This window comes from Paenibacillus oralis (genome assembly GCF_003863965.1).
Lineage (GTDB): Bacteria > Bacillota > Bacilli > Paenibacillales > Paenibacillaceae > Fontibacillus > Fontibacillus oralis.
Genome location: NZ_RRCN01000001.1, coordinates 3,304,749 through 3,330,734, shown reverse-complemented (window position 1 = coordinate 3,330,734; position 25,986 = coordinate 3,304,749). Strand labels below are relative to the sequence as shown.

20 protein-coding genes are annotated in these 25,986 nt (G+C 56.3%); 4 read left to right on the top strand and 16 right to left on the bottom strand.

Annotation, left to right across the window (positions count from 1 at the left end):
* The 4 genes from EHV15_RS14960 to EHV15_RS14945 all read right to left on the bottom strand — a co-directional run bounded on the left by EHV15_RS14960 (nucleotide 1) and on the right by EHV15_RS14945 (nucleotide 3,769).
* The gene (locus tag EHV15_RS14960; RefSeq protein ID WP_128631908.1) at nucleotides 1-792 is read right to left on the bottom strand and encodes a lantibiotic immunity ABC transporter MutG family permease subunit; all 792 of its coding nucleotides are present in this window, start codon (nucleotides 790-792) and stop codon (nucleotides 1-3) included.
* Nucleotides 793-794: 2 nt separating this feature from the next.
* Entirely contained in the window at nucleotides 795-1,553 is a 759-nt protein-coding gene (locus tag EHV15_RS14955) for a lantibiotic immunity ABC transporter MutE/EpiE family permease subunit (protein ID WP_128631907.1), read from the bottom strand.
* A complete protein-coding gene (locus EHV15_RS14950; RefSeq protein ID WP_128631906.1) occupies nucleotides 1,546-2,262 on the bottom strand; it encodes a lantibiotic protection ABC transporter ATP-binding protein in 717 nt (238 codons plus the stop codon). The genes EHV15_RS14955 and EHV15_RS14950 overlap by 8 nt, the downstream gene beginning before the upstream one ends.
* 637 nt (nucleotides 2,263-2,899) lie before the next feature.
* Nucleotides 2,900-3,769, bottom strand: coding sequence for a DUF6612 family protein (locus EHV15_RS14945; protein ID WP_128631905.1), 870 nt, complete (start codon nucleotides 3,767-3,769; stop codon nucleotides 2,900-2,902).
* 203 nt (nucleotides 3,770-3,972) lie between these two features.
* Here EHV15_RS14945 and EHV15_RS14940 point away from each other — a divergent pair, with 203 nt between their 5' ends.
* Nucleotides 3,973-4,632: an SLOG family protein gene (locus EHV15_RS14940; RefSeq protein WP_128631904.1), complete on the top strand. Its 660-nt coding sequence runs from the start codon at nucleotides 3,973-3,975 to the stop codon at nucleotides 4,630-4,632.
* Between the two features lie 485 nt (nucleotides 4,633-5,117).
* Here EHV15_RS14940 and EHV15_RS14935 read toward each other — a convergent pair whose 3' ends face one another.
* From EHV15_RS14935 to EHV15_RS14915, 5 genes are all read right to left on the bottom strand, one after another.
* Nucleotides 5,118-6,548: a YfcC family protein gene (locus tag EHV15_RS14935; RefSeq protein ID WP_128631903.1), complete on the bottom strand. Its 1,431-nt coding sequence runs from the start codon at nucleotides 6,546-6,548 to the stop codon at nucleotides 5,118-5,120.
* A 77-nt stretch (nucleotides 6,549-6,625) separates the two neighbouring features.
* Nucleotides 6,626-8,221 (bottom strand): amidohydrolase, encoded by a 1,596-nt coding sequence (locus EHV15_RS14930; protein ID WP_128631902.1) that lies wholly within the window; start codon nucleotides 8,219-8,221, stop codon nucleotides 6,626-6,628.
* A gap of 158 nt (nucleotides 8,222-8,379) precedes the next feature.
* Nucleotides 8,380-9,093, bottom strand: a complete 714-nt coding sequence (locus EHV15_RS14925; RefSeq protein WP_128631901.1) for a GntR family transcriptional regulator — start codon at nucleotides 9,091-9,093, stop codon at nucleotides 8,380-8,382.
* A 98-nt stretch (nucleotides 9,094-9,191) separates the two neighbouring features.
* Nucleotides 9,192-10,007: a fructoselysine 6-kinase gene (locus tag EHV15_RS14920; protein ID WP_128631900.1), complete on the bottom strand. Its 816-nt coding sequence runs from the start codon at nucleotides 10,005-10,007 to the stop codon at nucleotides 9,192-9,194.
* 26 nt (nucleotides 10,008-10,033) lie between these two features.
* Nucleotides 10,034-11,002, bottom strand: coding sequence for an SIS domain-containing protein (locus tag EHV15_RS14915; RefSeq protein ID WP_128631899.1), 969 nt, complete (start codon nucleotides 11,000-11,002; stop codon nucleotides 10,034-10,036).
* 183 nt (nucleotides 11,003-11,185) lie between these two features.
* Between EHV15_RS14915 and glgP the strand changes: the two genes are divergently transcribed.
* Together glgP and EHV15_RS14905 are read left to right on the top strand one after the other, a co-directional pair.
* Nucleotides 11,186-12,805: an alpha-glucan family phosphorylase gene (glgP, locus tag EHV15_RS14910; protein ID WP_128631898.1), complete on the top strand. Its 1,620-nt coding sequence runs from the start codon at nucleotides 11,186-11,188 to the stop codon at nucleotides 12,803-12,805.
* Between the two features lie 236 nt (nucleotides 12,806-13,041).
* Nucleotides 13,042-14,187 carry a phosphodiester glycosidase family protein gene (locus EHV15_RS14905; protein ID WP_128631897.1) on the top strand — a complete coding sequence of 382 codons (1,146 nt, stop codon included), beginning with the start codon at nucleotides 13,042-13,044 and terminating at the stop codon, nucleotides 14,185-14,187.
* 392 nt (nucleotides 14,188-14,579) lie between these two features.
* Here the strand turns inward: EHV15_RS14905 and EHV15_RS14900 are convergent, their stop codons facing one another.
* The 7 genes from EHV15_RS14900 to EHV15_RS14870 form a co-directional block, all read right to left on the bottom strand.
* Nucleotides 14,580-15,773 carry a sugar ABC transporter permease gene (locus EHV15_RS14900; RefSeq protein ID WP_128631896.1) on the bottom strand — a complete coding sequence of 398 codons (1,194 nt, stop codon included), beginning with the start codon at nucleotides 15,771-15,773 and terminating at the stop codon, nucleotides 14,580-14,582.
* A gap of 1 nt (nucleotide 15,774) precedes the next feature.
* Entirely contained in the window at nucleotides 15,775-17,286 is a 1,512-nt protein-coding gene (locus EHV15_RS14895; protein WP_128631895.1) for a xylose ABC transporter ATP-binding protein, read from the bottom strand.
* A gap of 41 nt (nucleotides 17,287-17,327) precedes the next feature.
* Nucleotides 17,328-18,452, bottom strand: a complete 1,125-nt coding sequence (gene xylF, locus EHV15_RS14890) for a D-xylose ABC transporter substrate-binding protein (RefSeq protein ID WP_128631894.1) — start codon at nucleotides 18,450-18,452, stop codon at nucleotides 17,328-17,330.
* A gap of 594 nt (nucleotides 18,453-19,046) precedes the next feature.
* Nucleotides 19,047-20,618, bottom strand: coding sequence for a helix-turn-helix domain-containing protein (locus tag EHV15_RS14885; protein WP_128631893.1), 1,572 nt, complete (start codon nucleotides 20,616-20,618; stop codon nucleotides 19,047-19,049).
* 43 nt (nucleotides 20,619-20,661) lie between these two features.
* Entirely contained in the window at nucleotides 20,662-22,107 is a 1,446-nt protein-coding gene (locus tag EHV15_RS14880; protein ID WP_128631892.1) for a sensor histidine kinase, read from the bottom strand.
* Nucleotides 22,104-23,093, bottom strand: coding sequence for a sugar-binding protein (locus EHV15_RS14875; RefSeq protein WP_128631891.1), 990 nt, complete (start codon nucleotides 23,091-23,093; stop codon nucleotides 22,104-22,106). The genes EHV15_RS14880 and EHV15_RS14875 overlap by 4 nt, the downstream gene beginning before the upstream one ends.
* A gap of 498 nt (nucleotides 23,094-23,591) precedes the next feature.
* On the bottom strand, nucleotides 23,592-24,575 hold the full coding sequence (locus EHV15_RS14870; RefSeq protein ID WP_128635348.1) for a Gfo/Idh/MocA family protein: 984 nt from the start codon (nucleotides 24,573-24,575) through the stop codon (nucleotides 23,592-23,594).
* A 250-nt stretch (nucleotides 24,576-24,825) separates the two neighbouring features.
* Between EHV15_RS14870 and EHV15_RS14865 the strand changes: the two genes are divergently transcribed.
* The gene (locus EHV15_RS14865) at nucleotides 24,826-25,581 is read left to right on the top strand and encodes an SGNH/GDSL hydrolase family protein (RefSeq protein ID WP_246061580.1); all 756 of its coding nucleotides are present in this window, start codon (nucleotides 24,826-24,828) and stop codon (nucleotides 25,579-25,581) included.
* Nucleotides 25,582-25,986 lie beyond the last annotated feature (405 nt).

Sequence of the window (25,986 nt, the reverse complement as noted above, 5' to 3'; positions counted from 1 at the left end):
CTATTCGTAAGTTTTGCGTCCTTCCCATCGGACAAACCATATTGTACCGCAGATTGACAAGACGATAAACGCGGCGACCGCCAGCAGAAGGGCGGCGTTGGCTTGCCGGAGGTACAGCTCAAGGGCGAGGGCGCCTTGCCCCTGCTGAAATTCCGGCTGACGCGTCATTAGCGGCAGCAGCGATAACCTGAGCGCCCAGGCCCAAGGCACGAACGTCCAAATCCGGTCCCCGATGGCCGTGGCGCCGACGATCGCGGCGAGCAGAAATCCCGCCCCGCCGGCCGCGGCGGAAGCGCCCATCCCGAAAGCGAGCGCCAGCCATATGTGCAGTGCGCAAAGGGCCAGCGAGCCGAGCGCCGCATACGCTGCCCCCGCGAGAAAAAAGCCGGCATCGGCGTCAGCTATGCCAAGCAGCGTCCCCATGCCGATGAAGAGCAGCAGCGTGGCCGCGAAGATGCCGCAGCCGGCGGGCAGCGCCACCATCAGCAGCTTGCCCGCGTAACTCAGCGCTCGCGGCTGCCGCCGCCCGAGCAGCCCGCCGAAGCGCCCGGCCTGCTCCTCCAGCATGGCGAGCATCCCGGACAGCAGGCCGATGGCGAGCGGCAGCGCGGAGGCGATCAATTGAAAGAACGCGTCGTACATCGAGTTCGCCAACCCCGGCGCAAGCGGCCGGCCCGAATAATACCACAGCAAAATTCCCGCGGCCAGCGGCGGCGCCGCAAACACGAGCCAGCGGTAGGCGGTGCGCTTGGTAAGCAGCCAATCGGCGCGAAGAATGCGCAGAAGAACCATCGTTAGCGCACCTCCCTGCGGCCGTACCACAGCGCGGTTAGAAACAGGGTGATGGCCAGAAACGCGATGGCTGCCGCGAACCCGGCCGGGATGACGGTGTGGCTAAGCAGCGGATCGCCGGCCGGCAGCGGGACGCCGTTCGGATGGACTCCGACGAGCGGGGCCATCAGGCGGGTCGGCCAGCTCCAGGGGACGAGCAGCCAGTACGGCTTCGAAGCGGCAAGAACGCCCGCGAACATCCCCGCCAAACCGAGCAGGAGCGAGACCGCCGTGCCTTTCCATGCAGCGGCGAGCAGATGCAGCGGGATCAAGGCCGCCGACAGCAGCCAGACCACCGCGCTGGCCATAACAATGTCCGCGAAGGGCACCGGGCCGTCGGCAATGAGCAGGCCGGCGATCAACACTGACGCGACCAGTACGGCGGTGGAAACCAGCGTATGCCCGGCCAGGACGGCCGTTTTCGCCAGCCACAAACGCCGGGGCGAAACCGGAAGCGCCCGTAAGGAGCGTTCGGCGCCCGATTTTTTCTCACGGGCTTCCGTCAGCCCGCACAAAAGCGCGGTCCCGATCGGCACAAACAACACCGGCCACCAGTTAAACACCATGAACAACAGCGCGTCCCAGCCGCCGATACTTTGGTCTGGCATCAGCATTTTGACGACGATGGCGTACAACACGAAAAACAAAGGAGCGCAGCAAACCAGTTTCCTGGCAAAGGTGCGTTTGGATTTCAAAGTTTCCGCCCGCAGCAGGTTAAGCATGGCTTGTTCCCTCCTTCGCCCGGTTGCCTTGGACCACCTCCATAAACAGCGCCTCCAGATCGCTGCCGCGCCGGTTCGCGCCCTCATAACACAGCCGTCCCCCGCTGATGATGCCGATGTCGTCGGCGGTATGCTCCACTTCGGTCAAAATGTGGCTCGACAGGATCACGGTAATACCCCGGTCCGGAAATGAACGGATTAGTTCGCGCAGATCCTGAATGCCAAGCGGGTCAAGCCCGTTTGTCGGCTCGTCCAAAATCAGCAGCTTCGGGTTCTGCACGAGCGCGATCGCGATCCCCAGCCTTTGTTTCATGCCCAGCGAAAATTGGGACGCCTTTTTGCGGCCGGTGCCGGTTAGTCCGACGGTCTCAAGCACCTCCCGGATCCTCGTTTCAGGCAGGTTCAGGAGCCGGGTATGCACCAGCAGATTTTCGCGCGCCGTCAAATTGCCGTACAGTGCCGGGGATTCGATCAGCGCCCCGATCTCTGCTAGGCAATCGCGGCTCCACGGCTTGCCGTTCACCCATATTTCACCGGACGAAGGCCGCAGCAGTCCCGCGATCATTTTCAGCGTTGTTGTTTTCCCGGCCCCGTTGGGCCCCAGCAGGCCATATACCGTGCCCGGGCGGATATGAAGCGAGACGCCGGAAACGGCGGCCTGTTTGCCAAAGCGTTTTTCCAGATTTACCGTTTGCAATACTTCATTCATTTGCCATCATCCTCTGTCATTATTCCGGGGATTTCCCCTATGCCAGAGAGCTTATCAAGCAATTATAAAGAATCGCTAAAGATGGGTTCACGGCGTCCGAAAAAAATTCAGCTTTATTTGTTCAAAAAATTGTTTGAATTTTGACACAAAATGTTCAATAATAGAGTTAGACACAAAACGTTCACAATTTCATCCTGTCGGTGAACGAATTTAAAGTGCGTGATCAAAAAGTCCGGTTTTCAGCACCGAAGATCAAAAGCGGACTTTTTTGAACTACCTCTTAAAGGAGCTGATCCTCATGTGGCAAAACGGAAGCGATTCTAAAGGCAACGCATTTTTGTGGATTGTTGCGCTGGGTACGTTTTACGCCGTGTTTTATACGATGTTCACTCTTTTTTCGATTCATGGACAATAACGCCTTGTTTTTGTAACCGCTAACAGACAAACCTATACGGCAACACTGCTCTTGATCCGATGCAGTTTCCATGCACCAATAAAGCAGCCGCAAAAAATCAAACCGCTGGCCCGTCCGCATCATGCGAAAACCGGATCAGCGGTTTGATTTTTGCTCCGCGTTCCACGCAAAGAGAGCGGGTGCCTGCCGCATCCCGCCCTCATTCGCTCTGTTGTTATAACATTATGCCGCGCTGTCCAAAACCTCTTGCGGCACTTTGATTTCGGAAATTTCGTTGTGCTTGGAGATCGTGCTGTCCATCTTCATATCGAGCGAAACGCTTTGGCCGTCCTGGCTCATGTCCATCGTCATCTCGACATTCGTTTTCGTTGGCAAATAAGTTTCCTTGTTTACGCCGTAAGTAATTTTAATGCCTTTAATGTTCATTTGTTCGAGCAGCGCCGCCGTTTGCTCGTTTTCGCCGCCGGACTGGCTCATCAGCGATTTCGCCAACTCTTTGAGGCCGTCGCCGGACACATCGGCCGTCAGGATATATTCGCCGCCTTCTTCGGAAACTTTCGCCTCGCTGGCAATCGCCTTAAACTGCTCCAGTTGTTTTTCCGGGCTCGCCGATTGCTGCATGCTTGCCACGATTTGGTCCCGCTGCTCATCCGGCAGTTTCATCCAAGAACCCGCGGCGTTCGTGAAGATGCCTTCTTCGGTAATGTATTGCTCAAATTTCTGTTCCCCGCTGTCCGGGATGGACATTTGCGTTTCATTATACATGGCCAAAGGTTCCTTGACCGTATCGATCTTCATCTTCATGTCGACCTTTTGCTCTTGCTTCTGTTCCCCTGCGGTAATGACAATATTTTGGTTCACGCTGGCTTCCATCGAGAAGCTTTTCAATCCTTCGCTGGCTTCCGTCGCCTTTTGGATCAACTCGTCCACCGTCGGTACGGCTCCGGTTGCGGCGTTACCCGATGTCTCCGCGGTTGCCGGCGTTTGGGCTCCCCCTTCGGCATTGCCGCCTTTGGCTGCCTTTTCTCCCCCACATGCTGTCAAACTTACTGCCAAAATTGCTGTCAATAGTACTGTGACCCACTTCTTCAAAAGCTTGTCCTCCTAAATTATGTATTCTTATCAATGTTAACTAACATGCCGTGAAAGGAATAGGGAAAATAGTCCGATTTCTCCGAAGCCGAAGGTCCTGATTATATAGTTATTTGGAACTATCCTCTGCTTCCAAAGGGACGAAAACGTGTAAAAGTTTATAATAGAAATATTCCTATTTAGAAGCATAAGGAGTTTTCACCTTGAAAAATATTCTGGTTACCGGTTACCGCGCGCACGAGCTCGGCATTTACAGCAACAAGCACAAAGGCATCCCCTATATCCGCCAAGCCATCGCCGCCCGGCTCATTCCGCTGGCGGAGGAAGGGCTTGAATGGGTGATTACGCCCGGGCAGTATGGCGTTGATCTGTGGGCCTGCGAAGCCGTGTTCGGCTTGAAGCGGAGGTACCCGCAGCTGAAATGCTCCATCATCACGGCCTACAGCCGCCAGGAAGAGAAATGGAGCGAGGAGAAACAACAGTACTACCGGCAAATCCTGCAGCAGGTGGACTTTTTCGCCGAGGCGAGCAAAGAACCGTATACCGGGCCTTGGCAGTTCAAGGCCAGGGACGAGCTGTTATTCCGCAAAACGGACGGCATCCTGCTCGTTTATGACGAAGACGCGGGCGATGCCAGCCCGAAGTTTTTCAAAGAGCGCGCCTTGAAAAAACAAGCCAAAGACGGATACGCCTACTTCAGCATCGGCTCCGAAGAAATCCAGGCGATCGCCGACGAAGAGCAATCCGCGTATGTCGATGACAGTCCGGATGACGGCCTTGACGGCGGCTTTGGCGGTAGTCTCGACGGCAGCTTCGATGGCAGATCCGGCGGGAACCCCGACGGCAGTCCGGAATACGAGTGAAGCCAGTTTTCCACCAAGTGCAAAAGTGCAGGCGATTTTTGTCGAAACCCCTCCATATGAGCGGTTCAAATGCAAAAGTGCAGTTCATATTCGCTTGAATAACCATAAATTGTAAATTCAACAGAAATCAACTGCACTTTTGCAGCTCATCTCCCCTGGAACAAGAAATTCCGTTAAAGCAACTGCACTTTTGCAGTTGATTCAACAAAGTAAGAAGGAAACTGCTTATTATCGGCCAGTTGCTAAACAAAGCTTAGCCGCTCGCATGGTTGCGAACGGCCAAAGCCAGCACGTCAGGTGAGCGCAGCTAAACCAGCCAGGTTAGATGCGGACGGTCAAGCCAAGGGCGCATTGCAGGCGGGTCAAGCCAGGCGCGCAACGCAAGATGCAGGCCGGGGTCAAGCCTGCCACGCAAGGTGGCAGCTAGGCCTTCCAGAAAAGCGTAGGCGGCCCGCCCCTTCATCCAACCCCCAATAATTTCCCGCTCACATCCCCACCGAGGCGGAGATGGCCGCAAATACGGCCGCGATGATCCACAGGACGGCGAACAGCTTGATGATCACCTTGATCCACTGGCCGAAGTTGATGCGGGCGATCGCCAGGCCGGCCAACAGCACCCCGCCGGTCGGGGAGATCAGGTTGGTCAGGCCGTTGCCGAACTGGTAGGCCGTGACGATCGCTTCGCGGTTGATGCCGACCAGGTCGCCCAGCGGCGCCAGCACAGGCATCGTCAACGCCGCCTCGCCGGAGGAGGACGGCACCAGGAACGTGATGACGTTATGCACCAGCAGCATGATCGTCGTGAACGCGTAACTCGGCAACCCTTTCAGCAGATTTGCCAGGGAGTTGAGAATCGTGTCGATGATCATGCCGTTTTCGGCGATGACCAGAATCCCGCGGGCCAAACCGATAATGACGGCGGCATAAATGAATTCGGCGCAGCCTTTGACGAAATTTTCCGCCATTTCGCGCTGGTTCATCTTCGAAACGATGCCGGCAAACAGCCCAAGCGCAAAGAACACCGCCCCAATTTCGGTCATGTACCAGCCTTTAGCCAAAATCCCCCACACGATCAACCCCAAGGTGACGACAAATCCGCCGACAATCAGCTTGTCCCGTACGGAGAAAACCACCTCTTCACCGCTATCCTCCTTAAGAAAAAGCGGACGGGTCAGCAAATCGCTTTTGAAAACAACCGATTTTTCCGGGTGCTTCTTAACTCGGTGGGCATACCACATCGTAAACGCGATCGAGACGCCCGTAAACACGATCCATTCGATAAACCGCAACCACAGCTGCGGATTTCCGTGAACTCCCGCCACGCCTTGCGCGATCAAGACCGAAAACGGATTGGTCGTAGAGCCGACGTAGCCGATTTGCGTGCCCAAAAACAGGATCAGGATCGCGGTCATCGAATCAAAGCCGAGCGCAAACATCAGCGAAATGAAAATCGCGTACAAAGGAATCGTTTCCTCGCTCATCCCGAACGTGGAGCCGCCGAGGCTGAAGATCACCATGGCGATCGGAATGACGAGAATCCCCTTGTTTTTGAGCCGCCGGGCCAGCGCCAGCAGCGCCCTATCCACCGCGCCGCTTTGCAAAATGATGCCGAAGGCCCCGCCGACGATCAGCACGAACGCCACGACATCCGCGGCATTGATCAAACCTTCCATCGGCGCGCTCAAAATCTGCGGGATCCCCTGGCGCAAATTCCCGTTTTCGCCGCTTTTCGGCACGGTGTGATACGTTCCCGGCACGATCGCCGATTTGGTCATGCCGTCGACGGTAACCTCCTGGCGGTCGAACTGTCCGCTCGGCACGATCCAGGTCAGCGCGGCCATCAGAATGATAATGGCAAAAATCAATACATAGCTATGAGGCAGGGACCATTTCCGTTTTTTATTTTCCGCTTCCATTGAAATCCCCTCTATTTCCGATTTGTTTAAACTAAGCAGCTATCATATCGTTATAAGACGTCTTTTTCAAAATGACATTATTCCCTAAATTCCCTAGTTTGGCTAACCTCATCATGCGTAATCAAACCGCCGGAAATCGTTAATACCGCCTTGGCGCTTCTTAAGTCCGCAGCTGGGGTTCGCAGCAGATTGCGGTCGAAAACGGCGATGTCCGCAAATTTGCCCGGCGTGAGCGTGCCCGTCTTCTCTTCCATGTAACAATGCTTCGCGCCGTTCACGGTCCATGCTCTGAGCACCTCCGCCGCCGGCATGCCCCGCTCGGGGTACCATCCGCCTTCCGGCGGCCCGTCCGGGAATAAACGGGCGGTTGCGGCGTAAAGCGAATCCGGCACGCTCGTGATAAACAGCGGCAAATCCGTGCCAATCGTCACCGTCACACCGGCATCCAGCATCGCTTTATAATCGTAAAAACGGCTCTCCTCCGCTTTCCCTACTACCTCACCCATATAAGCTTGTTCAAGGGACGGGTTCAATAACAAAATCTGAGCGTACACTTCCGCAAAAATCCCCAGTTCGGCCATCCTCCCTAAATCGTCCGGATGAGGATATTCGAGGTCGCTGATGGAATGCCGGATGTCCCGGTTCCCGTTCAGCCTGCGGCATTTCTCCAGCATCGAAACCGCCTTGCGGATCGCCGCGTCGCCTTCGGCGGTTAGCGTGCACTTCAAACCGTGGCGGTCCGCCTCCAGAAGCGCGGCTTCGATCGCCTCGTAATCGACCGGCCGCAGGTTCGTTACCCCCGGCAGATCCGCATAAGGCTCCAGCATATCTCCGGTATGATCGGCCACTACGCCGTCCACCATGATCTTGAAGCCCTGGAACCGGAGCTTATCACCGCTGTACCGCGCTTTGTAGTCCAGCCCGGCCGTAACGTTAAGCGGTTCCAGAACAGGCTCCAGCGCAAAATGCACGCGCAGCGGCAGCCGGCCGTTCTCCACAAGGTTCGCCAATACGGGCAGCAAGCCAGTGTAATCGTCAAACCCGATATCTTTGATCGAAGTGACCCCGCGCCCCGCCAGCATGCGGCAAAACTCCAAAAACTCACCCTCCACCAGCTCCCGGTCCCGCAGCATGTCCCGCAACAGCAAGGCCCGGGCCTCCGCGCTGCACCGATCCGGCGCAAATCCGTATTTCCCGATCGCAACCGCATTCATCCAGCAGTAGCTTTTGGTACGGTTGATCGCGATCACCGCCCGGTCCGGAAACGCCGCATCCAGCGGCCCCTGCTCCGGCAGGGCGCCCCAGTCGGCGGCATCCCAACCGAAAGCGTATACATTTTCGCCGGCGGGCAAGGATTCAGCATACCGGATCAGCATCTCCAGCGCCTCGCCGCTTGACGCCGCAGGCGATAAATCCAAACCGCGGCGCATCGACATATATCCGGTAAAAAACACATGGTTATCGTGAATCCCAGGCATGACCAATCCGTCTCCAAGCTCGTAAACCTCCGTCTGCGGTCCGATCCATTCCACCGCCCCGGACTTCGGTCCGACCGCGCTGATCTTCTCGCCGTTCACGGCCACAAACCCGGGACCGGCCTTGTCTTCCGTTCCGGTAAACAGGGCGTTTGATAGTAACACGATATCCGCATAAGCGCCATTTGTCGTTTCCATGCTCAACCCCCTCCTTTATTTTTGTTCGTTAAATCCCCCAAACGCTCCGCCCTTTCGCCAATACGTCTTATAACGTTATAATCAATCATATCCAGCCCCGCATTTTTTTGAAAAAAAGGCCTTCCAAGGCGGGGCTTGCGGCAAAAGGACGGAAGCGGTCAAAGCGTAAACCGATAGCGGTCTCCGATGATATATTGCTTGCCGACATGAACGGGCAAACCCTGATCATCGCCAATCACCGTTTTCATGTAAAACAGGGGTTTGCCGATCTCGGTTTCGAGCAGCCGGGCTTGTTCCTCGTCCGCCAGCACGATTTCCAGCGTCGTCTCCCCCGGCTGGTTCGGATCGATTCCGTATTTGTCACGCAGCAGGTCATACAGCGAGCCTTCCAGCGGTTCGTCCAGCAAAAAGGAATACCGGCGCTCCGGGTAATAATTGTTCTCCAGCATCAATGGGCTGTCTCCGGCGTATCTTTTCCGCTGAATATAGATCGCCTGCTCCCCTTTCGCCAGTTTAAGTTCGTGCTGGAGCTCGGCATCGGGAGCCACGATTTCCCTTTGGGTCACCTCGCTGCGGGAAGTATATCCGTTCGCTTCGCAGGCTGCCGTGAAGCCGATCAAATGCTCGATCTTCCGGCCGATTTTGGCGTGGCTGACAAAAGTTCCTTTGCCCTGCCGTTTGGTCAGATAACCCTCCTGGACCAGCTCCTCGACCGCTTTGCGGACGGTGATGCGGCTGACGTTATAGCGCTCGCTGAGCTCCGTCTCCGTCGGGATTTTCTCCCCCTGCTGAAACATGCCGTTGAAAATATTCGATTGGATCGCTTTTTTCAATTGTATATATAACGGTTCAGGATGATCTGCGTTTAACATGGTTACCTCGCTTGTTATATAACGTTATATTCTCTCTCCAAGCGTATCAAACGTTTTCAATTTGCACAAGCGAGCACCGTACACTTTCTACGCTAAATTTATTCGTACGGAACGCCGAAGCCAAACGATCCTTCCACCAGGCAGCTGGCCGCCGCAAAACGCGAGCCTTCCTCCATGGCTTTCGGGATATCGCGGTCCTGAAGATAACTTAGCAAAAACGCCGCAATATAGGAATCCCCCGCTCCCATCGTATCCACCGCCTCGACGATGTCCGGCGTATGGAAATGGAACTTGTCTCCGTCGTAGACCATCGATCTGTCGCTGCCGCGGGTGGCGGCGATCAGCCGGTTTCCGGCTTTCCATTTGGAGCGGATATATTCCATCGCCCTTTCCTCCGGCATATGGCTGCAGGAAAAGAAAGCAAAATCCGCGTACGGGATATACCGCTCCACCTGCTCGTCCTCGAAATCGTCGGAGAAGTCGAATGAGATCGGGACGCCAAGCTCCTTAAGCTCGGCAAGCAAATGCCCCGTATGACTGTACAGTCCGGTGTGCATCACCGCGAAGGAGCGGATGTAGGCCTTGTCCTCTTCATCGAGCTGAAGGGGATTCAGCCGCGTGACGCCGCCTTCGTTGCTTCCCAGGAACACCCTGTCGCCATTTTCCAGCGTCACCCGGGCGCAGCCGTTCTCTCCGCTGCAGTGGCGGCACCGCGAAATATCGATGCCAAGCTCGTGCACCGTGTTCTCGACATGCCGCGCCTCGCGGTCGTCTCCGAACACGCCCACAAAAGCGGCTTCCACGCCGAGTTTCTTGGCGAATACGCTAAAGTTCAGCGCATTGCCGCCCGGATACATCGTTTTTAAATGAACGTATTTGTCCACCACATTATCGCCTATTCCTAAAACTTTCATGTTGTCACCTGCTTTCCGGTAAGCTGTTAATACGCTACTTTTCCCATGTAACGGCGGGTTTCCAACGGATGGTTACGTACGTCCGCCAACGCTTCACGGTATACGCAGAGGATGCTGTAGAACAGAATCGGGTTAAAAAACTCCACCACTTCATCGGCGATCGTGCCGATCCCGAGTTCCTTGGCATCCACGACCTCCACTTTTTCCGCGTACTGCTTAAGGAAAGTCAAGGCGCGTTCGTCCAGGGCGCGGGTACGTCCTTCGTTCATCATCAGGATAAACGGCGTTTCTTTATCCGTCACTTCAAACGGACCGTGGAAATATTCGCCCGAATGGATCGGCGCGGCGTTCAACCACTGCATTTCCATCAGGGAACAGATGGCGAAACCGTAAGCATGGCCGTAGGAAGCGCCGCTGGACAAAATATAGAACAGATCCTCCGCGCGGTACTTGTCCGCAAACACTTTGGCCCGGGGAGCCACCAGCTTTTTCCCGGCGACGATGATGCCGTTGATCTTCTGCATGCCGCTTTGAAAAGCATTGTAGTGGACGTATCCTTCAACTGTGTTCAGAATCTCCACCACGAGTTCGAGGATAATCGCCATCGGGTTGTTTTTGACATCGCTGTCCTCTCCCCATTCATACAGGAAAGCATGGTCGGAATGCTTCAGCAGCGCGGCTTCCTTGTTGTGCGTCAGGCCGATCGTATGAGCCCCCTGTTCCTTGGCAAGCTTGGCCGCCGCCACCGATTCCGGCGTGTTGCCCCCGTGCGAGCAGACGATGACGACGGAGTCTTTGTTCAGCCGCTTCGGCAGGGCGTGAACGAATTCGTTGGCCGTATACAGGCCGGTTACGATTTTTTGGGCCTCGCTTTCCAAAAAATATTTCGCCGGATACATGTCGACGAGGGAACCGCCGCAAGCGACGAGGTAGACCTCCGTAATGCCGGTTTCCGTCTTTTCGCTAATCGTGCTGATCACTTTCGATACGTTCATATTGTTCTCTCCTTTTTATATAACGTTATATAACGTATTGTTCACAAAACCAATATAACCGCTTTCAAAACCGGCGTCAAGGCCAAAATGACTGAAAATCCAATTCCCTCAATTTTTAGCCACATTTTGCATACGATATCTTGTCATCTCCGGAGTCGGTTTCCCATCAAAGGAGGTATTCTCATGAACGAACAGAAACTGCCCGCCATTGCTTATTTTTGCATGGAGTACGGGCTTCATTCCGATTTTAAAATGTACGCCGGCGGCCTGGGCATTTTGGCCGGTGACTATATCAAAGGCGCCAAAGATTACGGCGCGCCGATCGTCGCGGTCGGCATCAAGTGGAAACAGGGATACACCGATCAGCGGATCGGCTCTGACGGCAAGCCTTACGATACGTTTGAAAACCGGGATTATGATTTTCTTGAAGATACCGGCGTAACGGTCACCGTCCAAGTCCGCTCGGCGGATGTCAGGTGTAAGGTATGGAAAACGGAAAAGTTCGGCAACGCGCCGCTTTATTTGCTGGACACGGACCTGCCGGAGAGCGGCAATGCGTGGATTACGGAGCGGCTATATGGGGGCGGCTTCGGCGAGGAGCGGATCGCCCAGGAAATCGTGCTGGGCATCGGCGGCGTCAAAGCGCTGCGGGCGCTGCAGATCCCGGTGGACGTCTATCATTTCAACGAAGGTCACGCCGTGCTGGCGGCCACCGAATTGATCCGCGAAAAAATGCATGCCGGACTCACCTTTGAAGCCGCCTGGCGGCAGGCCCGCGAGGAAGTGGTGTTCACCACCCACACGCCGGTCAAGGAAGGCAATGAAGCCCATCCGCTGGACCTGCTTGAGGCGATGTCCGCCTATAACGGATTAAACCGCGAGCAGATGGAGCGCATCGGCGGTAATCCGTTTAACATGACCGTCGCCGGATTGCGCCTGTCCCGCGTTTCCAACGGCGTGGCCGCGCTGCACGCAGAAACGGCGAACCGCATGTGGCAAGGCGTCGCCGGGCGCTCCGAGATCATCGGCATCACCAACGCGGTTCACCTTCCGACCTGGGCCGACCCGCGCATCGCCCGCGCCTATGAGGAAGACGGCGATTTATGGGCGGTTCATATGGAGTTGAAGCGGGAATTGATCGAATTCATCCGGGAGCGAAGCGGGGCCGCTTTGGACCCTGACCGGCTGCTGATCGGCTTTTCCCGCCGGGCCGCTCTTTACAAACGCAGCGAGCTGATTTTCTCCAAACCGGAAGTGATCGCCCCTTACCTCGAATCCGGCCAGATCCAAATCGCCTTCTCCGGCAAAGCCCATCCGAACGACGAGGCCGGCAAGCAAATCGTCGCGGGTCTCGCCGCCATGGCGCAGAAATCCCCGGGCAGCGTCGTTTTCCTGGAAAATTACGATATGAAGATCGGCGCCATGCTTACCCGCGGCTGTGACGTCTGGCTCAACAATCCGCGCCGGCCGCTGGAGGCGAGCGGTACATCGGGGATGAAGGCCGCGGCCAACGGCGTGCTGAACTGCTCGATCCTCGATGGGTGGTGGCCGGAAGCTTGCGCGGACGGCGAAAACGGCTGGCAGTTCGGGGACGGCTACGAGGCGGACGATGCCGCGGAAGCGGACCGCCATGACGGCGAAGCGCTGTACGATACGCTGCTGAACCGCGTGCTGCCGGCGTATTATGGCGACCGGAGCCAATGGGTACGGATGATGCGGCGCAGCATCGAAACGATCCAGCAGTCCTTTGCAACCGGCCGGATGCTGGAGGAGTATTATCGCAAGATGTACCTTCATAATTAAAAGCCGCCGTAATTGCCGCCGCAAAAATAAGACGACCGAACGGGCAAACTGGCAGCTTGGCGGAACCGGGTACGCACTTTGGGCGGCTTTTGGCGGAACTGGGCGCTCGTATGGGCAGCCACTATGGAACGGACCGCGCTTCTTTTTGGAGCGGACGGTCTTTTTTTCTTGGGACTTCCGGCCGATATTACTTAATGAGACATCATCAGACATAAGGAAGAAGGAGTACATATTTTATGAAAAAGAAACTGCTGTTGTTGTTACTCGCTATGATCTGCCTCGTGCCCGCCTCGATTTCGGCCTCATCCGCGCCCCCTCCCAAAAACGTCGTCCTGATCGACGCCAAATCCGGCCGCGCTTTTGTACCGGTCCGCATTTTAAGCGGGTTTGAAGGGACAAACGTCCAGTGGAACGCCGCCGAGCAAAAAATCGATATCGCCAAAGGCGATGTACAACTTACAATGTTTGTCGGGAAAAAGAACGCCTCGGTCAATGAACAGTCCCGTTCGTTAACCGACGCGCCCTTTACCGAAGCCGGAGTCACCTATGTCCCGCTGCAACCCGTAAGCGAGGCGCTGAACTTGCCGATGGAGTGGGACAAAAGCTTGTCATCGATCAGCCTGGGGCAAGGCGAGGAACGGCTGATCCTGCCGCTGGCAAGCCGGGGGGCGACGGAAAGCGGCGGCAAGCCGGTCGTCAGCGAACGCAAATCGATTAAAGTCGGCGGCAAAACGTTTACCGTGCAGATGGTCACGATTTCGCTGATGGACCCGAGGGTCCGGCTGGACGTCGTGCTGGCGGGCGATAAAGTCGGTAAAGTCGAGGACTTAAGCAGCATCGCCAAACGCCATAAGGCCGTCGTCGCCGTGAACGGCACTTTTTTCGATGCCTACACGTCAGGCGCCTATAAAGCGCCGTACGGCTATATCGTCAACGGCGGCGAGATAAAAAAGACAGCCTCCGGCGACAAGCGGACGATTTTCACCTATGACCAAAACCTGCTGGCGCAGCTTATTCCAGGCAAGGAGTTCAGCGAGCGGTATGACGAAGGCCGGATGGATGGCGCCTTGCAGGCCGGACCGCGCCTGGTCGTAGACGGTAAAGTGGCGCTCGACGTCAAAGCGGAGGGCTTCAAGGACCCGAAAATCCTTACCGGCGGCGGCGCCCGCAGCGCCCTTGGCCTGACCCGCGACCACAAGCTGATCCTGCTGACGACCGGCGGCGCAACGATCCCGCAGCTCGCGGAAATTATGAAGCAGGCCGGCGCCTACCAGGCGATGAACCTCGACGGCGGCGCTTCCAGCGGGCTGTACTACAACGGCAAGTATTTGACGACGCCGGGCCGCAAAATCAGCAACGCGCTGATTGTGACGTATCAGTAGCGAACGCTAATACGGAAGTAGAGTGCGGCAAATGCTACCCTTTCCGGTGGGCAAATGCAAAAGTGCATGTGAATTTCGTCGAAATGTCCCGAAACGGGCGGTTCAAATGCAAAAGTGCAGTTCATTTCCGCCGTAAAATCAAAATCCGTCCTAATGATCCCGCGGCAACTGCACTTTTGCAGGCGATTGGCCTCGGGAAGCGAAAATTCCGCTAAATCAAATGTACTTTTGCATTTCATGCAAATCTACCTCTAATAAATATGGCACTTTCGCGCACATGGGAAATCCCGGCGGCCGAAAGTGCCATTTTTCATATGGTGCTGAGCGGTGCAGCGGTTCGGTGCGATGCATTAATTTGGTGCTATAAGTTGATACAACGGTTTAATTTAGGCTCAGTTTGCGCCTTTGCGCCGGTTTGAGATATCCAGCCAGACGGCGAAGACGAGGATCGAGCCTTTGACGACGTATTGCCAAAACGACTCCAGCCCCATCAGCGACATGCCGTTGTCGAGCGAGGTCATGACGAGCGCGCCGATCAGCGCGCCAAGCACCGTGCCCGCGCCGCCCATAAGCGAGGTGCCGCCGATAACGCAGGCGGCGATCGCGTCCATTTCCGCCATGTTCCCGGCGGTAATCGTGGCCGAGGCCAGCCGGGACGTCAGCACGATCGCGGCGATCGACGACAGCAGGCCGCTGAGCAGGAAGATCAGCATCGTTTTGCGGCGGATGTTGATCCCGGAGAGGCGGGCTGCCTCCAGGTTGCCGCCGATGGCGTAGATGTGGCGGCCGAAGGTCGTTTTTTTCGAGAGGAAATAAAAAACGGCGGCCAGCACGATCACGAAAATGATCGGGAACGGGATGCCCTTATAAGCGTTCATGACCAGCACGAACAGCACCACCAGCAGCGAAAGCGCGGCCACCTTGATGATGTCGGCGGCGAGCGATGCGACTTCAAAGCCGTATTTTTGCCGAGAGCGGCGTTTATTGAACATGCTCCAGACGAGCAGGCCGACCGCCAGCACGCCAAGTACGATGCCGAAGCCCGGGGCGAAATAGGCGTTGCCGAGCAGCGCCAGCACCGGGTCCGATACCGGGATCGTCATCGAGCCGGTGATGCCCATCAGCGCGCCGCGGAACACCATCATGCCGCCCAGCGTAACGATAAAAGCGGGGACCATCTTGTAGGCGACCAGCCAGCCCTGCACTAGTCCGAGCACGGCCCCGGCCGCCAGCGTGGCAAGGATAACGACGATCGCCGGCAGGCCCAGCCAATTGCTGAAAATCGCCGCGATCCCGCCGGTCAGGCCGACGATCGATCCGACGGAAAGGTCGATATGTCCGGCCACGATGACGAGCACCATGCCGATCGCGAGAATGGACGTGACGGACATTTGCGTAAACAGGTTGGACAAGTTCCGCGCCGTCAAAAACGTCGGGTCCAGTATGCCAAACAGCACCCAGATGAGGATTAGGGCGCCGACCATCGTATAGGCCCGCACGTCCATTTTTCCGAACAGGCCGCTCCATAACGCCGATTTGGCGTCAGGGCTTTCCGTTTGCGGCTGAACATTTTTTTGCAGCTCCATGTTATTTTCCTCCCGTTGCGGCTTGCATGATATTTTCCTGGGTCGCTTCGCGCCAATGAATTTCCCGGACGAACCGGCCTTCGCTCATGACCAGAATCCGGTCGCTCATCCCAAGCACCTCCGGCAGCTCCGAGGAAATCATAATGATCGCCACGCCCTGGCTGACCAGCCGATTCATCAAATGGTAAATCTCGTATTTGGCCCCGACGTCAATCCCCCGGGTCGGTTCGTCCATGATGAGGATTTTCGGATCGGACATCAGCCATTTGCCGATGACGACCTTCTGCTGGTTGCCGCCGGACAACGTGCCGACGGGCGTTTCCAGCGAAGCCGTTTTGGTCTTCAGATCCTGCACGTACCTTTGTCCCCATTTCATTTCCTCGTTGTCGTTAATGACGCCGAACCTGGACACTTTGCGCATTGTCGCCATCGTCGTGTTCGTTTTCACATCCATCCCCAGCACCAGGCCCTGCCGCTTGCGGTCCTCGCTGACCAGGCCGATGCCCGCTTTGATCGCATCCGCGACCGAGCGGATTCGCACCGGCTTCCCTTCGATCCGCACCTCGCCGGACGAGCGGCCCCCGTACGCGCCAAACAAGCTGCTGACAAGCTCGGTGCGCCCGGCGCCCATCAGCCCGGCGATGCCGAGAATTTCACCTTTTCGCAGCGTAAAAGAAACATCCTTGATGACTCTTTGATTGCGTTTTTCCGGATGCCAGACGTTGTAGTCCCGCACCTCCAGCACGGTCTCCTGCGGGGTATGCTCCACCCGGGGATACCGCTCGGTCAGCTCCCGGCCCACCATAAGCGACACGACCTGGTCGTCGTTCGTCTCCTTGCGGTCCAGCGTCGCTACCGTACGCCCGTCGCGCAGCACCGTTATCCAGTCGGCCAACGCGAACACTTCCGGCATCTTGTGCGAAATGTACACGCAGGATACGCCTTCCCGGCGCAGCTGATTCAAAATCCCCATCAAAATCGCCACTTCGCTTTCGGTCAAAGCCGCCGTCGGCTCATCCAAAATCAAAATCCGCGTATGCTTGGACAGGGCTTTGGCGATCTCCACCAACTGCTGCTGGCCGATGCCGAGGCTGGCGATTTTCGTTTCCGGGGAAATGCGCAGCCCGACCCGGTCCAGCCAGATGGACGCGTTATGATACAGCTCATCCCACTGAATGACACCGCGTTTTGTCGGTTCCGCCCCTAAAAAAATGTTCTCGCCAACCGTCATTTCCTTCACGAGCGCCAGCTCCTGGTGAATGATGGCGATGCCGGCTTTTTCCGCGTCCGTGATGGTATGGAACTGTTTTTTCTCGCCATCGATAATGATGTCGCCGCTGTAGGTTCCCGCGGGGTACAGTCCGCTAAGCACCTTCATCAGCGTCGATTTGCCGGCCCCGTTCTCACCGCACAGGGCGTGGATTTCGCCCTTCCGCACCTGCAAATTGACGCGGTCGAGGGCTTTGACGCCCGGAAACTCTTTGCTGATATTCACCATTTCCAACACGTGCATAGGCGTTTGCACTCCTTTTCTAGCCCTTTCGAACGCTTTGTTTACTGCTGCGGCCATTGATCCTTCGGCACGTTTTTGTACACGTCCTCCAGCTTGTGGAAACCGTCCTCGATGACCGTGTTCAGGCTGCTCTTGTCAACCGGGATCGGGTCCAGCAGCACCGACGGAACGTCGATTTTGCCGTTGTTCACCGTTTTGTCCGCACTGATCGTTTCGCCTTTGGCGGCCGATACGGCCATTTCCGCAGCTTTGGTGGCAATCGATTTGATCGGTTTGTAGACCGTCATCAGCTGCGTGCCTTCGGCGATCCGCTGCACGGCGGCCAAGTCGGCGTCCTGTCCGGAAACCGGAATTTTGCCGGCCATGCCCTGCGCGGTTAAAGCCTGGATCGCCCCGCCGGCGGTGGCGTCGTTGGCGGCGACTACGCCCTGAACGTCGTTTTTGTTTGCGGTCAGCGCGTTCTCCATGTTTTTCAGCGCTTCCTCCGGCTTCCAGTCCTTGGAGAACTGGTCGTAGACGATCTTGATGGCGCCCTTTTCCTCCAGCGGCTTAAGTACGTTCATCGCGCCTTCCTTAAACATGTGCGCATTGTTGTCGGTGTCCGCCCCGCCGATATACACGATGTTCCCTTTTTGCGCCGCGGCGGTTACGGCCTGGGCTTGCAGCTCGCCGACACGGACGTTGTCGAAAGAGATGTAGTAGTCGACTTCGGCATTGTTGATCATCCGGTCGTAAGCGATCACCTTGATGCCTTCCTTATGGGCCTTTTCCACGATCGGCGCGGTCGCTTCCGCGTTGTGGGCGATCACGACGAGCACGTCTACCCCTTGGGAGATCAGCTGCTCCGCCTGGCTAAGCTGCGTGGCGTCATCTCCGTTGGCGGCCAGCACCTTCACCTCGCCCCCAAGCTCCTGAACCTTCTCCGTAAAAATATCCCGGTCCTTTTGCCAGCGCTCTTCTTTCAGCGTGTCCATCGACATGCCGATCACGATTTTCCCGTCGTCTCCGGCCCCTCCATTCGCCGCTCCGCCCGAGTTATTCGGCGCCTTGCCGGAACCGCTGCCTGCGCCTCCGCCGCCGTCCGAAACAATGCCGCAGCCCGCCAGGGAAGATGCCAGCAACACGGCCGCCAAGCCAAACCGGAAACGTTGACTGAATTTTTTCATATTTACTTCGCCCCTTCTCATTCGAATGATTGCGCTTACAAAATAATCTTAGCACCGGGTCTTCCGCGGCGGGGCGGCTAATGCCAGCACTGGTTTGCCCGCGAGCAGCATTTCGTTGCTGCCGGATGAAATGAATTTCATCGCCCGCGCTTTCACAGCACATTTTTGTCCGCCGGACAGCAAAAAAGTCCTGGTCGGAAGACAAGGACTTGAGGATAGCCTTTTCTGTTTCGGAAATAGTTGCATTTTATACACTTAACCGATGGGTAATGGTCGCCGATTTCATTTTAATTGCAAAAGTTACAACTAAAGCAGATGCTGCTCGTACCGCCCTCTGATTTTCGCCTCAATAACGGCAGCTTTTGCAACTATTTCTGGTAAGCAGCTCATATTCCACCTATTTAAGTGTACTTTTTACAATTATCTTCTCAAACTGATGGGGACCCTGGGCCATTGCAGGATGCCACTTTTCATTTCGGGATGCCCCGCACAGTGGTGGCTACGGCGGTGTGCCACCCACAGCGGTGTGCCACAGCGGTGGCCACTGCAGTGCGCCACAGCGGTCCGCCACGGCGACATCCCCCGTCCTCCCGTTTATTCCCTTTGCTGGCGGTAATCCGTCGGCGTCATTCCGGCTACCTTTTTGAACACCCGGCTGAAGTAATTCGGGTCCTTGTAGCCTGCCTCATAACAGATTTCCTTGAGGCTCAGTCGCCCCTCCGCAATCAGCCGCTTGGCTTCCTCGATGCGCAGCCGGGTAACGTAGTCGCTGAAGTTTTCACCTGTCTGCAGCTTAAACAATTTGCTGAAATAATACGGGCTAAGATTAACGTGTTCCGCCGTCTGCTCCATGGAGATGTCCTCCTTGTACCTTTGGCCGATGTACAAAAGCGCACGCTGCAGCACATGGGAGCGGCCGTGCTCCTTCGCCTCCCTGAGCCCGTCGATCCAGGCGGCAAGCCGCCGCTGGGCCGCTTCACGCAACGAATCCGGTTCGTCGAATCCGCTCAAAAAAGAGAGCAATTCGCCGCCGTCCCCCGCCTGCGCGCTCCGGCCCAGAGACAGCAGCAGGCCGATCACGTCCCCGCGCAGGCGCGGGAAATGCCGGGGCTCGTCTTTCGCAAGCCGCTCGAACAGCCGGTCGAACCGCTGCGCCGTCTCCTGCTTGTCGTGCCTCAGCAGCGCGTCGAGCAGCCGCTTTTCCTCGTCCGGCGGGAGCGTGGGCCGGCCCGAGCTTTCGGCGATGTCGTCGTAATGGCGGACGCTGGCGACGTCCTGCTCCTGATCGTCCGCGCAGACGCAGACCGCCTCCCGGTAGGAGCGGCCGAGCCCGTCCCAGCCCTCGCGGACCGAGCCGATTCCGACCGACAGCGGCAGCCCGAACCGCTCCTCGATCCGGCTGCGCAGCCGCTCGCCCCATTCCAGCGCGGCCACCCGCTGCGAATATCCCGGCCGCCTCGGCGGATACGGGATGAACAACGCCAGCTGATGGCCGACCACCGGACTGACAAGACAGGACAAGCCGGACTTCGCCCACTGCTTGACGGCCTCGTGGAGCTCTTTTTTGACCAGTTGGAAATTTGCCCATTCCTTCGAAGAGTACCGCGAAAAAGACAACACCATCGCATACCCCTTATGCCAGTCCAGATTGAGCAGCCCCGCCAGTTGCGACAGCTCCACCTCCTGCACGCATTCCAGCATCAACATCAGCGACAGCTCGTTTTCGGCAAGCGGCAATAGCTGCGAGAGCTTCTCCTGCATCGCCAGCCGCTCATCGCGGGCACGTCTGGCTTCCTCCGCCTCGGCGATCAGGTTCTTCAGCACGTCCAGCACTTCCTCCCGCCGGGCCGGCTTGAGCAAATATTCGCGCACCCCGAGCGCCACTCCCTCCTTGGCGTAGGCGAAATAATCATGGGCTGTGATGATGACGACCGGCGTTCCCGGCTGCCGCGCCAAAATTTCGCGCATGGCCTCCAGCCCCGGAATCCCCGGCATTTTGATATCCATAAAAATAAAATCCGGCCGCTCCTCCTCCGCCAGCTGAATGGCCCGCCGCCCGTTCTCCGCGTGAAGGAAGCGGAACGTCTCCGGCAGCATATGGCCGATCATCAGCTCCAGGCCTTCCCGTTCCAGCGCTTCGTCATCCGCAATCAGCAAGGTATACATGATCGGAAATCCTCCATTCTTTTATAAATCCGCAGCTTCCCGCCTACGGCGCCATGGCCGGCGTACGGTAGGGCAGCGTGAATTTAACGGTTGTGCCGGCCCCTTCTGTGCTGTCGATGTCGATCCGCTGCCGGCCGTCAAAAAACAGATGCAGCCTTTTGAACACGTTATGCGTGCCCAGCCCGGTCGAATGCCCTTTCCCGCCAAAACGCGGCGCTTCCTCGCGCACCGACCGCAACAGCCGCTCCACCGTTTCGCGGCTCATGCCAGCGCCGTTGTCGCGGATTTCGATCTCCACGTCGCCTTGCTCGCTGAGGCGGATCGCCAGTTGCAGGACCGCTCCCTCCTCCATCTGCTCGATGCCGTGCACGAAGGCGTTCTCCAGAATCGGCTGCAGGGTGAGGCAGGGAACCATGCCGTCCAGCACCCGTTCGTCCACGTCCAGCTCGAATTTGATGCGGTCGCGGAACCGTGCTTTTTGAATGTTCATATACTCGCCGACATGTTCCACCTCTTCGCGCAGCGGGACCGCCTGGTCCAGCTTTTGCAAATTGTATCTAAGCAGCCGCGAAACGGAGACGGCCAGGTCGCTCGTTTTCGGCGCCCCTTCGATGTAGGCCAGCTTGGAGATGGAATTCAGCGTATTGAACAAAAAATGCGGATTGATTTGGCTCTGCAGCGTCTTCAGCTCCAGTTCCTTGACCAGCCGGTCCTTTTCCAGATTGTTGATGTTTTCGGCCATCAGTTGCTGGATGTTGTCGATCATCCCGTTAAACGCCCGGCACAAAATGCTGATCTCGTCGTAACGGTCGCTCTCCGGAGCTTTCGTATCCATCCGTCCTTTGGAAATCTGCTTGGCCGTGGCGACGAGCCGGCGGATCGGCCCGGTGATGCTGCTCGACAGCCAAATCGCCAGCAAAATGCTGAACACCGCGGCCGTAACCACAAGCATGATGCCGAGCCTGTTCAGCTTGTCCGTTGCGTACATCATGTCTTCGTAAATCGGCTTGTACTGCTCCAGTTCAAGATCGACCAGTTCCTGGGCTTCCTCGCGAATGAAGCGCTGCGTTTGCTCCGCTTCGATATATTTTCCCGCCATCGTACCCGAATCTTCGCCTCCGATCTGATCGATCATGTCCTCGGCCTGCTCCAGGAACGTATTGACGATGTTGCGGTAATTAACGAGCGGCAGAGCGCTCCCGCCAATCGTCTCCAGCCCATCCAGGTCGGCCCGTAAGGTTCTGACCGCGTTCAGGTGGCGCTCGACCTCAGGCAGGCTTTCCGTATCCACCTGCATGATAAACCGGTTCATCGCCCGCATGATCTCGCCGACCTCGTAAGAGACCTCCTTGTACAGCAAAATCCGCTTCATCATCAGGTGGTAGCTTTCCTGCACGTTTTTGCCGCTTTCAAACAGTAAAAAAGACACCGAGCTCATCAGCAGCACCAGCAGCGGAATGAACAAAAACAGCTTGCGGCGGATACTCATAAGCTTTCCCCCTCCTGCACGTTGCGCTCGTCCAGCATTTTGACCTCCGTGTAATATGCCGGCTGAAGCGGTTTGCCCTGAAAATGCTCGTACAGCAGCCGGACCGCCGTGTCCCCCATCAGGTAAGGCTGCTGCGCGACCGTGGCCGCGATCTCGCCCTTGCGGATCGCCTCCAGCGTTTCCTTCTGATTATCGAAACCGATAATCGTTAAATTCTCGCGCTTCAGGCTTTTTGCCGCCTGCAGCACGCCGAGGGCATCGGTCGCGCTGGTGCCGACCATGACCTCGATCTCGGGATGCTGCCGCAGCATCTCGGCGGCTTGCTGAATCGCCTCCATGTGCGAGATGTTGGAGCTGCGCACGTCGACGATTTCGAGCCCGGGATGCTCGGCCACCACCCGCTTCAGCCCGTCCAGCCGCTGCAGCTGGCTGGCGGCCTGATCGCTGCCGATGATCACGCCGAGCTTGCCCGAACCGCCGGCCGTTTGCACGACCAGGCGGCCCAGCCGCTCCCCCGCGGCGAGGTTGTCGGTCCCGACATAGGCTAGCCGCTGGCTGTCCGGCGCGTCGGTGTCGATCGTCACGACCGGGATGCCGCGCTTCACCGCCTTGTCGATGACCGGCGTGAATTTCTCCTCGTTCAGCCCCTGCACGATAATCGCGTCGACGCGGGCGGCGATCGCTTTTTCCAGCAGGTTCAGCTGCTCCTCCATGTTGTTGCGCACCGGGCCGGTAAATTCGATGTCGATGCCGTATTTTTCCGCCGCCTGGGCTGCGCCTTTTTCGACCATCTCCCAGTAGGGGTGATACCGTTCCTGCTCGATCAGCACGATATGATAACGGTGCTCGCCGCTCCCGGGATGCCCCCGCAGCTCCTGGACGATGCTGCCGATTTTCCCGGAATAGCGGGCAAAGCCGATAAACAAATAAACCAAAATGACAATGCACACGGTAATACCGGCCAACCATGTTTTGTCCTTGATCATCTGCGTTCACCTCACGCCTATCCTAACTTATTGATGAAAGCGGTTGCAATTCAATAATGAACACCGCCACCTGCTACTGCTTGCTTCAATAAGTGCATTCCTCCACCTCTTATTGGAAAAAATCCAACAGATTGACAGGAACCAGCCAGAATTTTGAGCTCCAATTGGAAAAATTCCAATAGATTTCTCTCAAATCCCCGTTTTGCGTCCCACTGAATCTAATCTATTGGAAAATGTCCAATCTAACCACTGTATTTGCCACTCAATTTCCAATTCCATTGGATATTTCCAATAGAACCATCCATCGGACCACCCAAACCTGCCACCAAACTAATATTAGCTTGTAACTTGCCCATCCACCCGACTTATTGACTAACCACCCGCCAAACTTGCCGCTTACCACACACCACACTTTTTATTTAGTCTTCAGCGAGCGCCAAAAAGGCCCAGGCGTATGCCCGGGCCTACCAAAGCAGCCACAGATCTCAGGTTGGCCGGCTAATCTTGATCGGCCGCGTACCGCAGGCCAAACTGGCGTCTTGCTCCCTCCATCAGCTCGGCGACGGCCAGGGAGCGGGCGGGCGTGTTGATTTCGCTTTCCCGCCGGCCGCTTTGGAGCAGTTCAATGAACTCCAGCGCCTCGTAATACATCGATTCCTGAGGTTGGGAACGCGTCAGTTCTTCGGTCGTCCCGTCGCGGTACATTATTTTTACATCGTAAGGCTGGTTGATCTTGTCGATCACCATCGTCCCGTTTTCCCCCTGGATCTCCGTCGGCACATAGGATTCCGTGATTTTGGAGTACATGATGACGCCGTCCATATCCGGGTACCGCGCAATGAGGCTGCCTTCGCCGTCCACCCCGGACGGCAGCATCACCGCGGACGCCTGGACGGATTCCGGCTTGCCGAACAGCGTTACCATCGGGTAAATGCAGTAGATGCCAAGGTCCATTAACGCGCCGTTGGAAAAAGCGGGATTAAAGGCATTCAGCACTTTTCCTTCCTTAAAGGCGTCATACCGTGATGAATACTGACAGTAGCTGGAAAAATATCTCCGCACCTGGCCGATTTTGTACAAATTGTCCTGAACCGCCCGGAAGTTCGGCATAAGCGTCGACTTCAGCGCCTCCATAAGCAAGACGCCGTTGCGGCGCGCGGCCTCGATCATCCGCCGGACTTCGGCCGCGTTGGAAGCCATCGGCTTTTCGCACAGCACATGTTTTCCGTGATCCATCATCAAAATTGCCTGCTCGGCATGCAAAGAATTCGGACTGGCGATGTAAACGGCGTCTACGTCAGCGTTTTCAGCCAGCGCCTTGACATCGGTAAACACCTCGGGATCGCCGAATTTGGCGGCAAACTCCTTGCCTTTCTCCTCCGTGCGGGAGTAAACGGCCGTCAAAACAAACTGCTCCGTTTCCAAAGCCGCCTGGATAAAGCGCTCCGTGATCCAGTTCGTGCCTATGGTGCCGAATCGTATCAACGTTGTGTCATCCCCTTTTTTGAATGAATGGTATTAACCGTATTCTCTCACTCCCTGTCACCTCTTGTCCACTTTCGGGCGTAAAAATCGCAACATTAAGCGTTTACAAAGGGTTCGCGCATCGAAGGTTACTTGCGCGCCGTAAGAAAACTAATCTAAAATAGAAGTAACGAGCGTCTATCCGACGCACAACACTACGGACCAAGCGACCTTCCCAAGGTTTCGAGGCTGGAAAGAGGTGAAATTTGTGAGCGAGGACAGCAGCGGAATTTTCAACAACGAATTCAAGTACATGGTGAGCGGCGATTCCATATCCAAAGGCGTCATTTATGATGAAACGAAAAATAAATACGTCGTTTTGGAGGACAATTATGTATCTCTCCTGCAGAAAAAATTGAAGGGAGCGATCCATAACACGGCCAGGTTCGGCAACACGCTGGTCAAGGGGTTAACCAACCTGAAAAAGGACGTCTTGAAGGATCGGCCGAATTTTGTCCTGATCGAATACGGCGGCAACGACTGTGACTTCAACTGGAACGAGATTGCTGAACAGCCCGACGCAGAGCACAGCCCGAAAACCGACTTTTCGATGTTTGAGAAAATGCTGACAGAAGCGATCCAATTCGTAAGAAGCCAGCAAATTACCCCGATCCTGATGAGCCTGCCCCCGCTTAATGCTGACAAGTATTTCAAATGGGTCAGCAGAAACGATCCGGAAGCGGAACAAAACATCATGAAATGGCTCGGAAGCGTCACGAAAATTTACTGGTGGCAGGAAAGATACAATTCGACCATCCTGAAGGTATCGGAACTGACCAAAACGAAGTATATCGATGTCCGGGGAGCGTTTTTGGAGCATCCCGATTTTACGAGGTTCCTTTGTTCCGACGGCATTCACCCCAACCAGGACGGGCACCGGATCATCTTCGACAAAGTGCTTGAATTCATGGGCACGAACTATCGTTTTTTGCTTCGGGAGGGCGGCAACTTGGCGCTGGATTGAACTGGATTGAGCCGGATGGCGCGGCCTATGATGCCATAGAAATTGAAGGCTGCCGATAGAATATGACTCAGCATGAGGTTTCGCCAGCCATCAGAGCAGCACCGAAAATAGAGGCAATTTAAGAAAAACGCCTGACGGCGTCCTTAAATGGCTCTGACTTCTACTCTGGACGTTACTCTAAGGGACACCAACGACCTTATCCGCTTATTTCCCGGGTATTTCCCAGCCTAACGGACACCAACGTCCCTATTTCGCTCCAAACCCGTTCATCCAGGACGATTTGAGGTAAATAACGTCTTCTGTGTCCGTTACATTTTGCAAACTCCCGTTTTTTCGAAAATAACGGCTCTGGTGTCCCTTAGCTCCCTGATTTTAGAGACCTGACGGCAGGTCTCCCTTTTTTCG

Coding starts and splice junctions, on each gene's coding strand:
- EHV15_RS14885 (WP_128631893.1), bottom strand. CDS start 20,618: ATGTATACCTTGCTGATTGCGGATGACGAAGCGCTGGAACGGGAAGGC.
- glgP (WP_128631898.1), top strand. CDS start 11,186: ATGAACGAACAGAAACTGCCCGCCATTGCTTATTTTTGCATGGAGTAC.
- EHV15_RS14915 (WP_128631899.1), bottom strand. CDS start 11,002: ATGAACGTATCGAAAGTGATCAGCACGATTAGCGAAAAGACGGAAACC.
- EHV15_RS14905 (WP_128631897.1), top strand. CDS start 13,042: ATGAAAAAGAAACTGCTGTTGTTGTTACTCGCTATGATCTGCCTCGTG.
- EHV15_RS14880 (WP_128631892.1), bottom strand. CDS start 22,107: ATGAGTATCCGCCGCAAGCTGTTTTTGTTCATTCCGCTGCTGGTGCTG.
- xylF (WP_128631894.1), bottom strand. CDS start 18,452: ATGAAAAAATTCAGTCAACGTTTCCGGTTTGGCTTGGCGGCCGTGTTG.
- EHV15_RS14950 (WP_128631906.1), bottom strand. CDS start 2,262: ATGAATGAAGTATTGCAAACGGTAAATCTGGAAAAACGCTTTGGCAAA.
- EHV15_RS14895 (WP_128631895.1), bottom strand. CDS start 17,286: ATGCACGTGTTGGAAATGGTGAATATCAGCAAAGAGTTTCCGGGCGTC.
- EHV15_RS14930 (WP_128631902.1), bottom strand. CDS start 8,221: ATGGAAACGACAAATGGCGCTTATGCGGATATCGTGTTACTATCAAAC.
- EHV15_RS14920 (WP_128631900.1), bottom strand. CDS start 10,007: ATGAAAGTTTTAGGAATAGGCGATAATGTGGTGGACAAATACGTTCAT.
- EHV15_RS14925 (WP_128631901.1), bottom strand. CDS start 9,093: ATGTTAAACGCAGATCATCCTGAACCGTTATATATACAATTGAAAAAA.
- EHV15_RS14900 (WP_128631896.1), bottom strand. CDS start 15,773: ATGGAGCTGCAAAAAAATGTTCAGCCGCAAACGGAAAGCCCTGACGCC.
- EHV15_RS14960 (WP_128631908.1), bottom strand. CDS start 792: ATGGTTCTTCTGCGCATTCTTCGCGCCGATTGGCTGCTTACCAAGCGC.
- EHV15_RS14875 (WP_128631891.1), bottom strand. CDS start 23,093: ATGATCAAGGACAAAACATGGTTGGCCGGTATTACCGTGTGCATTGTC.
- EHV15_RS14935 (WP_128631903.1), bottom strand. CDS start 6,548: ATGGAAGCGGAAAATAAAAAACGGAAATGGTCCCTGCCTCATAGCTAT.
- EHV15_RS14955 (WP_128631907.1), bottom strand. CDS start 1,553: ATGCTTAACCTGCTGCGGGCGGAAACTTTGAAATCCAAACGCACCTTT.